The organism is Rhodococcus sp. NPDC003383, from assembly GCF_053589115.1.
In genome coordinates, this window is the sequence record NZ_JBSFRG010000031.1 from 13,897 (window position 1) to 25,621 (window position 11,725).

General features: G+C 70.7%; 11 protein-coding genes. 10 read left to right on the forward strand and 1 reads right to left on the reverse strand.

Going from position 1 to position 11,725, the window contains the following annotated elements; genetic code table 11:
- Positions 1-87: 87 nt before the first annotated feature.
- The 10 genes from ACWDTS_RS22735 (at position 88) to ACWDTS_RS22780 (ending at position 10,248) form a co-directional block, all read left to right on the forward strand.
- The gene (locus ACWDTS_RS22735; RefSeq protein ID WP_197257259.1) at positions 88-1,143 is read left to right on the forward strand and encodes a MadB family AAA-type ATPase; all 1,056 of its coding nucleotides are present in this window, start codon (positions 88-90) and stop codon (positions 1,141-1,143) included.
- 10 nt (positions 1,144-1,153) lie between these two features.
- On the forward strand, positions 1,154-2,671 hold the full coding sequence (gene madC, locus ACWDTS_RS22740) for a MadC family VWA domain-containing protein (RefSeq protein ID WP_450109633.1): 1,518 nt from the start codon (positions 1,154-1,156) through the stop codon (positions 2,669-2,671).
- Between the two features lie 114 nt (positions 2,672-2,785).
- Complete coding sequence (locus tag ACWDTS_RS22745) at positions 2,786-3,028, forward strand: hypothetical protein (protein WP_197257263.1); 243 nt, start codon at positions 2,786-2,788, stop codon at positions 3,026-3,028.
- 54 nt (positions 3,029-3,082) lie between these two features.
- Entirely contained in the window at positions 3,083-5,041 is a 1,959-nt protein-coding gene (ggt, locus tag ACWDTS_RS22750) for a gamma-glutamyltransferase (protein WP_450119078.1), read from the forward strand.
- The gene (locus ACWDTS_RS22755; protein WP_450119079.1) at positions 5,038-5,931 is read left to right on the forward strand and encodes a GlcNAc-transferase family protein; all 894 of its coding nucleotides are present in this window, start codon (positions 5,038-5,040) and stop codon (positions 5,929-5,931) included. The genes ggt and ACWDTS_RS22755 overlap by 4 nt, the downstream gene beginning before the upstream one ends.
- Positions 5,928-6,542: a 2OG-Fe(II) oxygenase gene (locus tag ACWDTS_RS22760; RefSeq protein ID WP_450119080.1), complete on the forward strand. Its 615-nt coding sequence runs from the start codon at positions 5,928-5,930 to the stop codon at positions 6,540-6,542. The genes ACWDTS_RS22755 and ACWDTS_RS22760 overlap by 4 nt, the downstream gene beginning before the upstream one ends.
- Positions 6,543-6,553: 11 nt before the next feature.
- Positions 6,554-6,832, forward strand: coding sequence for a hypothetical protein (locus ACWDTS_RS22765; protein ID WP_248675891.1), 279 nt, complete (start codon positions 6,554-6,556; stop codon positions 6,830-6,832).
- Between the two features lie 169 nt (positions 6,833-7,001).
- On the forward strand, positions 7,002-8,195 hold the full coding sequence (locus ACWDTS_RS22770; RefSeq protein WP_248675909.1) for an iron-containing alcohol dehydrogenase: 1,194 nt from the start codon (positions 7,002-7,004) through the stop codon (positions 8,193-8,195).
- Entirely contained in the window at positions 8,192-9,586 is a 1,395-nt protein-coding gene (locus ACWDTS_RS22775; protein WP_450119081.1) for a MadS family sensor histidine kinase, read from the forward strand. The genes ACWDTS_RS22770 and ACWDTS_RS22775 overlap by 4 nt, the downstream gene beginning before the upstream one ends.
- The gene (locus tag ACWDTS_RS22780) at positions 9,583-10,248 is read left to right on the forward strand and encodes a MadR family response regulator transcription factor (RefSeq protein WP_197257273.1); all 666 of its coding nucleotides are present in this window, start codon (positions 9,583-9,585) and stop codon (positions 10,246-10,248) included. The genes ACWDTS_RS22775 and ACWDTS_RS22780 overlap by 4 nt, the downstream gene beginning before the upstream one ends.
- A 50-nt stretch (positions 10,249-10,298) precedes the next feature.
- Here ACWDTS_RS22780 and ACWDTS_RS22785 read toward each other — a convergent pair whose 3' ends face one another.
- On the reverse strand, positions 10,299-11,531 hold the full coding sequence (locus ACWDTS_RS22785; RefSeq protein ID WP_248675893.1) for a lipase family protein: 1,233 nt from the start codon (positions 11,529-11,531) through the stop codon (positions 10,299-10,301).
- Positions 11,532-11,725 lie beyond the last annotated feature (194 nt).

Sequence of the window (11,725 nt, forward strand, 5' to 3'; positions counted from 1 at the left end):
GGTCCGACGGACCGACCGATCTCGCGCCCGGGGCGGCGTTCCCCTGCCCTGCCCCGGGCGCGTTCTCACCGCGCGACAGGAGTACCGATGACCGCCTTCGCCGACAGTGCCGCACTGAAGGACGCGCTGCGCCGCCACGACTACATCGCCGACGACGAATTCGCGGTCGTCGTGCACCTGGCCACCGTCCTCGACCGGCCACTGCTGCTCGAAGGACCCGCCGGGGTCGGCAAGACCGAACTCGCCAAGGCCCTCGCCGCGGCCGGCGGACGCAAACTCGTGCGGCTGCAGTGCTACGAGGGCCTCGACGACAGCCGTGCCCTGTACGAATGGGACTACGCCAAACAGTTGCTGCACGTGCAGATGCTGCGCGACCGCATCGGCGACCGGCTCGCCGCGTACCCGGACCTCGCCGACGCCTCCCGCTTCCTCGCCGAGCAGGACTTCGGACTGTACTCCGAGAGCTTCCTCGCCGTCCGCCCGCTGCTCGAGGCCGTGATCTCGCCCGAGCCGGTGGTCCTGCTCGTCGACGAGGTCGACCGCACCGAGGAATCCATGGAAGCGCTGCTGCTCGAGATCCTCGCCGAACGCCAGATCACCATCCCCGAGGTCGGCACGTTCACCGCACGCTCCGCGCCCTGGGTGATCCTCACCTCCAACGACACCCGCGAACTGTCCGCCGCGCTCAAACGCCGCTGCCTGCACTACCACGTCGGTTACCCGACGCCCGAACGCGAACGCGAGATCGTCACCGCCCGCGCTCCCGAGGTGCCGGCCGCGACCGCCGCGGAGGTCGTCGAATTCGCTCGTACCCTCCGCGAGATGCCGCTGCGCAAGAGCCCGTCCATCTCCGAGGTCATCGACGCCGCCCGCGCGGCCACCGTCCTGAGCGCGCACGCCGGGGACGGCTCGATCCGGCACGTGCGCGACGTCCTGCTCGCGGCGCTGCTCAAGTACACCGGCGACGTCACCCTGGCCCGGACCCGGCTCGACGGCACACCGGACCCCGAGGAATCGGTCGCCGACGTGCCACCGGCCGAACGGGTCACGGTCGCGTCCCGGCCGGCGAACACCACCACCGCGGTGTTCCGCGGTCGCGGTGGGGGAGGGCGGGACACCGCCCGTGTCGGCGCGAGGCGGTGACACCGTGCGCGTGAGCGACCTCGACGCCCGCCGCCCCGCGTATCCGCTCGACGTGGTCGCGGCCGTGTTCGCGCGACTGCTGCGACGCCACGGGGTCGCCGCATCGCCCGCCGAAACCATCGAGATACGAAGGGTTCTCGGCCTCATCGGTGCCCACGACCGCGACGTCCTGCGCGCGGCGCTGCGGGCGGTGTGCGCGAAGTACGCCCACGAACAGGCCGGGTTCGACCGTGCCTTCGACGCCCTGTTCCTCACCACCGGCCCCGACGCCGGCGGCGACGACAGCCGGCCCCTGCGCGCGCAGTTCGCGGAATCCCTGCCCGCCGCACTGGAAATCGACGACGAACAGCAACTCGCCCGCTACGCGGAGTACAACGAGCGCGCCGCGGAGGTCGGCGACCTGTTCGACACCCCCGAGGCGGACAAGGGGTTCAACCCGCACAAGGACGACGACGATGTGTCGATGACCTCGGCGGACGCGGATCTGTCCGTCGACACCGGCGCCGATTCGGGGCGCCGCGGCGTCACCTACACCGTCGACGTCGACCGGGCCGCGACCGCGACGGTCGGCGACTTGTCGGCGAATCCCGGTGCGGCCGTGTCGGGTTCGCTGTCGTGGGACGATCCGACGTCGATCCTGGCGTGGCTCGACGCCTACGATCCGCACCGCGCCTACGGCGGCGACACCGCCGACGAACAGCTCACCGAGGCACAACTGAACCGGCTCGTCGAGGCCGTCGAGGCGTTCGTCGCGGCGCTCGCGCAGACCGTCGAAGCGCCGGCGGACGATCCGTCCGAGGCACCGGTCGACCCGACCGCCGCGCACCGCGCCGAGATCGACCTGGCCTGCCACGAGGTGCTGCGCCGCATGCGCGGCCCGGCCCGTCCCCGGCCGCGCGAGCGGGCCCGCGGCCGCCTCGACCTGCGCCGCACCGTCCGCGGATCGATGCGCACCGAGGGGGTGCCGTTCCACCTTGTCGTCCGCTCACCCCGGCCGGACCGGGTGCGGCTGCTCGTCCTCGCCGACGTGTCGCTGTCGGTGCGGCCGGTCACCGCGTTCACGCTGCGTCTCGCCCAGGCGATGCACGGCCGGGCGCACCGGTGCCGCGTCGTCGCGTTCGTCGACCGGCCCGTCGAGGTGACACAGCAACTGCTCGCCGGTGGCGGCGACGGCGCGCTGGCACGGGTACTGGCACACCCGGCCGTGGACCTCGAGGCGTCGAGCGACTACGGACGGGTCTTCGACGAACTGCTCACCGACCACGCCGGTCTCCTCGATGCGCGCACCTCGGTGCTCGTCGTCGGCGACGGTCGCTGCAACGGCCTGCCCGCGCGCGCCGACCGGCTCGCGGACCTGCGCCGCCGCGTGCACCGCCTAGCCTGGATCACCCCGGAACCGGAACGGTACTGGCAGCAGGCGACGTGCGCGATGCCCGACTACGCGGAGGTGTGCGACCGGGTCGTGGTCGCCCGCGACGGCGCGCAACTGCTCGACCGCGCCGCCGAACTCGGCCACGCCCTGCGCTGACCCCGCCGCATTCCGGGTGAATGTGCCCCTCATCCGGTTTCGGGTACGGGGGACCGGTCCGGGGGATACGGTGCAGGCACACCCTGGTACACCAGTTGGGCGGGGGGAATTGCGATGACCGACCGCACAGTGGCCGAGCGAGCGGAGTCACTGCGGCACGACCTCGGTGCACTCGACCGGCGGGTCGGCGACCTCGTCGAGTCGCTCGAGGTATTCGACCGGGAGGACATGCACGGGGCCGGCGAGTCCGCGCGGCGGGAGATGCTGGACCTGCTCAGCGACGCCCGTCTCGATCTGCACGCCGCCCGCGACCACATCGAGAGGCTGGTCCGGTACGCCGCCAAGTTCGATCTGTGAGCGTGCGCGCCGAACCGCCCCGGCGACCGGCCGGCCGCTGTTAGCGTCGAACGGGTGAGGACGCCAGCCGAGGTCCGCCCGGGTGTCCGGGCCGCAATCGCCGCGGTGGCCGCCGTCGGAGTGCTCGGAGCGTGCACGTCGGCGGTGGGCGACGCGCAGGACACCTCCGCGGCGTGCACCGCGGCACCGAACGGCACACCGCTCACGGCACCGCCGGCGCCGCAGGAAACCGATCGCGACCTGTCCACCAACCCGGAGATCGCCACCGGATATCGCGACGGGATGGTCGCGGTGAATGCCGGAGAGTTCGCGGTCTCGACCGCCAATCCGATTTCGACGGAGGCGGCGTGCGAGGTGCTGCGCGACGGCGGCACCGCAGCGGACGCGCTGGTCGTCGCCCAGGCCGTGCTTGGCCTGGTGGAGCCGCAGTCCTCGGGTATCGGGGGCGGCGCGTTCCTGATGTACTTCGACGCGGCGACCGGGCAGGTCCAGGCGTACGACGGCCGGGAGACCGCGCCGGCAGCGGCCACCGAGAACTATCTGCGCTGGATCAGCGACACCGACCGCACCGAACCGCAGCCCGACGCCCGCGCCAGCGGCCGTTCCATCGGCGTGCCCGGCGTGCTCCGGATGCTCGAGGATGTCCATCGCGACCACGGAAAGACCGACTGGGCACAGCTTTTCGAACCGGCGGTGACGCTTGCCGACGACGGTATCGAGATCAGCGATCGGCTCGCGCAGTCGATCGCGGACTCCGCCGCCGACCTCGCCCGGGACGAGGCGGCCGCCGCGTACTTCCTCGAAGCGGACGGCGCTCCCAAGACCGAAGGCACCGTGCTGACCAACCCGGCGATGAGCAAGACCCTCGGGGCGATCGCCGCCGGTGGGGCGGACGCCTTCTATACCGGTGCCATCGCGACCGCGATCGTCGACGCCGTCGACACGACCTCCGGCGGGCGGACCCCCGGAGAGATGACCGTCGACGACCTCGCCGGGTACCGGGCGAAGCAGCGAACCGCGCTGTGCACCCCCTACCGGTCCTACGAGATCTGCGGGATGCCGAACCCGTCGTCCGGCGGCATCGCGGTCGCCGCGACCCTCGGCATCCTCGAGAACTTCGACCTGTCGGCCTTCCCGCCGGCCGACGTCGACGCGAACGGCGGTGTCCCGGACGTGGAGGCCGTCCACCTGATCGCCGAGGCCGAACGGCTCGCGTACGCGGATCGCGACAAGTACGTCGCGGACTCCGATTTCGTGCCGCTGCCCGGTGGCTCACCCGAGACCCTGCTCGACGAGACCTACCTGAAGGAACGGGCCGCGCTGATCGACCCGAACCGCAGCATGGGCACCGCCCGGCCCGGTGACTTCGGGCCCGTCCCGATCGGGGCACCACCGCAGGTCCCCGAGCACGGCACCAGTCACATCTCCGTCGCCGACCGCTACGGGAACGTCGCCGCGATGACCACGACCATCGAATCGGCGTTCGGTTCGTTCCACATGGTCGACGGATTCCTGCTGAACAACCAGCTCACCGACTTCGCGGCCGAGCCGGTCGACGAGACCGGCACGCCGGTCGCGAACCGGGTGGAGCCCGGCAAGCGACCGCGCAGTTCGATGTCGCCGACCCTCGTGTTCGAGCGCACCCCCGACGGCGCCCGCGGCGCACCGGTGCTCGTGACCGGCTCGCCCGGCGGCTCGGTGATCATCCAGTTCGTGGTGAAGACCCTGGTGAACATGCTCGACTGGGGTCTGGACCCACAGCAGGCGGTGTCCGCCGTCTCGTTCGGCGCCGCGAACACCCCGGTCACCGGTGTCGGAGGGGAACATCCCGCGATCGACGGGTCCGACGACGGCGCCCGCGACCCGCTCGTCGCCGCCCTGCGCGAACGCGGGCACCAGGTGTCGGTCGCGCCCCAGTCCAGCGGCCTCAGTGCACTGTGGCGTACGGACACCGGCTGGGTCGGCGGTGCCGATCCGCGCCGGGAGGGCGCGGTCATGGGTGCCCAGGGATGACGCCGGCACCACCCGGGTGGCCGGGAGGTTGCCGCGAACCGGCGCTCTACGTGCAGGTACCGGCCTATCGGGATCGGGAGCTCGGGCCCACCCTGCGGGACCTGTATGCGCAGGCAGCGCACCCCGAGCGGCTGCGGGTCCGGGTCATGTGGCAGCGGACCGAGGACGACGTGCTGCCCGACGACGTCGTGGCGCTTCCCGGGTTGGAGATCGACGAGATCGCGGCGAGCAGGAGCGAGGGCTGCAACTGGGCTCGACGACGATTGCAGGGTGCGTGGAAGGACGAGCCTTACACCCTGCTGATCGACTCCCACCACCGATTCGCCGCCGGCTGGGACGAAACGGCGGTGGGGATGCTGGAAGGACTGCGCGCGGCCGGGATCGCGAAGCCGATTCTCACGGGGTATCTGCCCGCGTACAGTCCGGACGACGACCGCTGCCGGGGGATGCGCCCGCTCCGGATCTACCCGTACCTGCGCGACCGAGGTGTGCTCACCCGGCTGCGGGGTGCGGCAATGCTGGGCTTCCCGGAACTCGGGGCTCCCGCGCCCGCGGACTTCGCGTCCCTGCACTTCCTGCTCGCCGACGGCCGCTACAACGAGGAAGTGCGGTTCGACCCCGGGGTGTACTTCTTCGGCGACGAGGTGCTCACCAGCGTCCGGGCTTTCGCCGCCGGATATCGACTCTTCCACCCGCACCGGGTGATCGGTTGGCACGCGTACGAACGCGACACCCGGCGGACGCACTGGTCCGACCACGGCGGATACGACGAACGTCAGGAGCGATCGCTCGAGGCACTTCGGCGCTACCTCACCGGTGACGGCGAGGTCTCGCCCGCGGACGTCTCCGCATTCGAATCACACGTCAGCCTGACCCTGGTGACGTCATGATCGACACCGCTGTCACACTTCGCCCGGGAACGGTGACGTGCGTCGACGAGTTTCTCGACGCCGACGAGTGCGCCCTCATCGGCGACGATCTCCGGTTCACCTATTGGCGGCCGAGTTCGGTGCTCCGCCGCGACGCCGAGGGGCGGCGATTCACCGGGCTTTCGATCGATCGCACCAGTTCGACCACCGACGAGACCTGGCTGAGCGACGAAGCGCGCGAACTGCTCAGGCGGGTCGAGGCGAGACTGGCCGGCGACTTCGGGGTCCCCGCCGATCGTTTCGAACCCTGGCAGATCGTGCGGTACCGGGCGGGAGAGCGCTTCGAGGAGCACTACGACAGCGGCTACTTCTCCGGAGACCGGTGGGGTGAACGGTCGGTGTCCGTGCTGATCTACCTCAGTGACTCGCAGTCGGGGGGAAGCACCTGGTTCCCGGTCCTCCGAGAACGATTCCGGCCGCGCGCGGGGAGACTGCTCGCCTGGCCGAATCTCCTGCCGGACGGATCCGTCGATCAGCGGATGCGGCACACCGCGCGACCTGCCCGGCGAGTCAAGACGATCCTGACCACGTGGGTGCGTGAGGCGCCGACGACGACGAATCCCGCCGAGTGAGAGGTAGCGCCGTGGCTGTGTCGGACCGAGAACGTCGCGTAGTTCAGCAGATCATCAGGGAACACGGCCCGACCCTGGACCTGATCGCACATCCGGAGGTCCTGGTCGAGATCATCCGCAAATGGGCATTCGACCTGGTCGAAGTGCCCGATGGTGGCCTACCGGGCGGTGTGGGGCCGGTGAATCCCCCGACGAGCCACGTCGAAGGCCCGGAACTGGAGGACGTTCTCAGGGCGATCCTGGCGGTGGGCCGGAAGGTCGACAAGATCAGCCGCAGGCTCGGCGACTGAGCCCGAGGCCGCTCCCGACTTCGCCGGTACCTACCCGATCGGGTAGGTACCGGACCTACCCGTCGACCCGGTGCCCCGGCCGCCCACCCGGCCTACGCTCGAAGGACCGTAAGCTGGATCACACGCCGCAATCGCCGGGGACGTCAGGAGTGCTGCAGTGGCCGTCGCCATACCGGAACGTCGAACCGAATCGGGGAACGCCGGAAGGGAGACGCCCACGCCGGCGAAGTTCCATGCCCCCGAGATCGTGTTCGGTGCCGGATCCCTCGCCGAGGCCGCGCACGCGACCGTGCGCCTCGGCGGCAGTCGGCCGATGCTCGTCACCGATCCGGGACTCGTCGAGGCCGGATGGGTCGACGAACTGCGCCACCACCTGGACGAACAGGGCCTGGCCCCGGTCGTGTGGAGCGAGCTGACCCCGAATCCGAAGGACTTCGAGGTTGCCGCCGGTCACGAGCTCTACCGTGCCGAAGGCTGCGACGTGCTGGTCGGGCTCGGCGGTGGCTCGGTGATCGACGCCGCCAAGGGCATCGCCGTGCTCGCCGCGAACGGCGGCAGCATCCTCGACTACGAGGGCGTGGACCGGGCACCGCTGCCGATCCCGCCGATGGTGATGGTGCCGTCCACCTCCGGCACCGGCGCGGACGTGTCGCAGTTCTGCGTCGTCACCGACACCACCCGCAACACCAAGATCACCATCATCGGCCGGTCGCTGGTGCCCGACCTGACCGTCATCGACCCGCGGCTGCTGACCACCATGCCCGACGACCTGAACGCGGCGACCGGGCTCGATGCGCTCACCCACGGCATCGAGGCGTTCGTCTCCCGCGCCCACAACCCGCTCACCGACCATCACGCGCTGCGGGCCGTCGCGATGGTCACCGGCACCCTCGTCCACACCATCGACGACCCCCACGAGATGACGCACCGCACCGCCATGGCCCAGGCCAGCCTCGAGGCCGGCCTGGCGTTCACCAACGCGATCCTCGGCGCGGCGCACGCGATGAGCCACCAGGTCGGCGGCCTGCTCGACCAGCCGCACGGCGTCATCAACGGGGTGCTCCTCCCGCACGTGATCCGATTCAACGCCGCCGCCGACCCGGCACCGTTCGCGGCGATCGCCGCGGCCCTCGGCCTGGACGAACACCGCGGCCCCGCACAGGAGGCCGCCCTCGCCGTCGCCGACCGCGTCGAACGACTCGCCCGCGAGGTCGGGGTGCCGCGCGGACTGCGGGAACTCGGTGTGCGAGAACAGGATCTGACCCGCCTCGCCGAGGGTGCCCTGCGCGACGCGTGCATGTCCACCAACCCGCGCGCGGCGACCCACGAACAGATGGTCGCGCTGTTCCGGGCGGCGTTGTGAATCCCGCTTCCCCGGACCTGTCCCAGCTCACCGGCCTGCGGTCGGGCAAGCCCACGTTCTACCCGCAGTATCGCGGCGCCGCCGAACGTCTCGAACGGGTAGTGCACGCCCTCGAACTCATCTCGCGGGCGCTCGTGCGCACCGTCGAGGGACCCGAAACGCTGATCTGCGCGGTCGCGGAGGCCGCCCGGGCACACCTGAGTGCCCGCTGGGTGGTGTTCGCGCTCGCCGACGGCATGCTGCCCGACGCCGGACCCCGCCGGCTCGTGCTCGGACCGGATGCCACGCCCTTCCTCGTCGACAACGTCGAGGGCCCACCGCTGCCCGACGAGGTCGTGCGCTGCCTCGACGACATCCGCGGTGGCAGCGTCGACCGGGATCCGATCGTCGAGGGCCATCACGCGTTCGTGCCGATCGTGCTCGGCGGTGGTGTCGCCGGGGCGATCGCGGCGTGGACACCGGAGCATCGGACACTCGACGCCACCGACCGCGCGGTGCTGTCCATCCTGGCCAGCCAAACTGCTGTGGCCCTGCAGAATTCGGCCCTCTATCAGCGGGGCCAGCTGCTGCTCGAACGCGCCGAGGAAGCCTACCGGGAAGCGAACCGGGCCGCCGCCGACCTGCAGTCACGCAACGCCGAACTCGAAGCGACCCTGCGCGAACTGGAACGGACCCAACGGCAACTCGGTGCCGCCCACCGGCAACAGGCACTCGACGACGAACGGCACCGCATCGCGCGCGAACTGCACGACAGCGTCACCCAGGCCGTGCTGTCGGCGGGCATGCAGATCGAGGTGTGCCGCAGCGACATTCCCGACAGCGAACGCGCCGAACGTCTCGACCTGGCAAAGGAATTGACACGCCGCGCCGTCGAACAGCTGCGGTCGGCGATCTACGCGCTCAACCATCCGTCGGACGCGGATCGGTCGTCGCTGCCGGAGATGCTCGAGCAACTGCGGGTCGCGCACACCCCGGGCGAACTCGACATCGTGATCCGGGTCGGCGGCACTCCCGTCGAACTGTCCGGCGACGTCGAGCACGCGTTGCTGCGGATCGCGGGGGAGGCGCTGTTCAACGCGGTCGTGCACGCGAACGCGACCCGCGCCGTCCTGCGGCTGACGTACGGACCCGAGTCGGTGCTGCTCTCGGTCGCCGACGACGGCGACGGTGATCCCGCCCGCATCCGGGTGATGTTGCGGCTGGCCGCCGGCAGCGACTTCGACGGCCGGCACCGCGGCCTGGCGAACATGCAGGCGCGTGCCCACGAGCTCGGCGGCCGGCTCGAGGTGCGCCGCGCCCGAATCGGGGGAGTCCGGGTAGCGGTGCGCATCCCCATTCCGAAAACCGTTCCGCAGGAAGAGGATGCGGCGAGAACAGGAGAACAGCAATGACGGTGACACCGCCGCGGACCCGCCGGGACACCGTGAGGATCGTGCTCGTCGACGACCATGCGATCCTCCGTCAGGGGCTGCGGTCGATCCTCGACCGGGAACCCGACCTCGAGGTCGTCGGGGAGGCGTCCTCGGAGAACGAAGCGCTCGTACTCGTCGACCGGATGCGCCCCGACATCGTCCTGATGGATCTGAAGCTCTCGGCCGGGTCGGACTACGAGGGGCTGACCCTGTGCAGCCAGTTGTCCGCTGCCCATCCCGGGCTCGGGCTGCTCGTGCTCACCACGTTCCTCGACGAGCAACTCGTCGTGCGGGCCGTGCACGCCGGCGCGCGCGGCTACGTCGTCAAGGACGTCGACACCACGGAACTGGTCCGCGCGATCCGGGCCGTCTCGCGAGGCGAGAGCGCGTTCGACTCGCGCAGCGCCGCGGCGGTGGTGCGCACGCTCAGTGGGAAGGTCCCGCAGACCGAACAGCTCACCGACCGCGAACTCGAGGTGCTGCGACTACTCGCCGCAGGACTGTCGAACGCGAAAATCGGTGAGCAGCTGTTCATTTCGGCCACGACGGTGAAGTTCCACGTGAGCAACATCATGCGCAAGCTCGGCGTCGGCCGCCGCGCCGAAGCGGTGTACGCGGCGAGCAAGCAGGGACTGATCTAGCCCCTCGTGCGCGCTTTCGGCACCTCCCGCAGCCGAAAGCGCGCACGACGTCAGCACGTGCGAGGGGTTTCCTCGCCCGCGAAGCGCTTGGTGAGGAAGTCCATCGCCTGCCCGAGGCCGAGTACCGCCGCCGACATGTGGTCGGGGGTCGGGGTCTCGAGGCTCTGGACGTGCGCGCCCGCCGCGCAGTACCGGGCGAGCGTCGCGGTGATCGAATCGACGGGGATCAGCGCGTCGGTAGGGCTGTGCCATTCGAAGATCGGCATCGGGGGAACGCCGGGGTACAACTCCAGGCTGTTCTCGTCGACGACGGCCAGGGCGCCCGGTTCGTCGGTCAGCCGGCTGATCGGGCTGACCTGCGGCAGGCTGCCGCCCGCGCCGATCCGCAGGATGTCGTTGGTGCACGCGGCGCTGAGGCCGTCACGCATCGCTTGCCCGGCGGGGGTGAGCCGTCCGCTGAGATCGATGCGGTCGGGGTATTCGCGTTCGAGGCCGAGGGCGGCAGCGAACGCCAGGCCGAACGCCGGATGCGGATCGGTGCCGATGCCGTCGGCCATCTTCCGCAGGTTCATCGGGACACCGCCCATCGCGGCCCCGACGATGTTCAGTTCGGGAGCGTAGGTCGGGGCGAGGGCGGCCGCCCACCCGGTGGCCATGCCGCCGCCGGAGTACCCGGCGAGCGTGACCGGGCTGTTGGCGACCTGCAGTTCCGGTGCCCGCTGGACCGCCCGGATGCCGTCGAGCGTGATCTGGCCGCCCAGCTTGGCGGCCCCGTACGCGCTGGTCGGTCCGAGATGGTCCGGGATCGCCACCGTCCAGCCTCGCTGCAGCGCGACGTTCAGGCCGACAGCCTCGCGGATCTCCAGGTTCGGGTCGGTGGTCCACAGCGTCTGCGACGGTGCGCACTGCGGTCCGAGTGCGTTGATCACGTGCTGGAACGACAGCAGCGGCCCGTCCGGTGCCTTGCCGACGGGAGCGAGCACCGTCGTCACCGCGGTGATCGGCTCGCCCTGTGAATTCGTGGAGCGGAAGCTGAGCTGCCAGGTGTCGGCCCCGGTGATTCCCGCCGGGGTCGGCATGCGCCGGATTCCGAGAACGTCACCCGGTGTGGAGGAGGAAGCAGCGGCGGCGGGCCGGTAGAACGGGTCGGCCGGCAACGGCGGGTACACGGGTGCGGCGCCGGCCGGGGCGGTGGATGCGATGGTTGCGACCGCGGCTGCGACGCACACGGCCCCGGACAGAATTCCACGGCGCAGAATTCCACGGCGAACTCGGGTACCCACAGACAACCTCCACAGACGAACAACCCCGCCGACAGTGGCGGGAGACAACGATCCGTCGCATTATCGACCATCGATCACAGTTCGTTACGAACGGGACACTGTGCCCTCGACTCGTTACGCAACAGAAACCATCGGCTCGCGCGGTACCGAGAACCTCGTGCGGTTCCGAGAACCCGGCGCCCGCAGCCACTCCC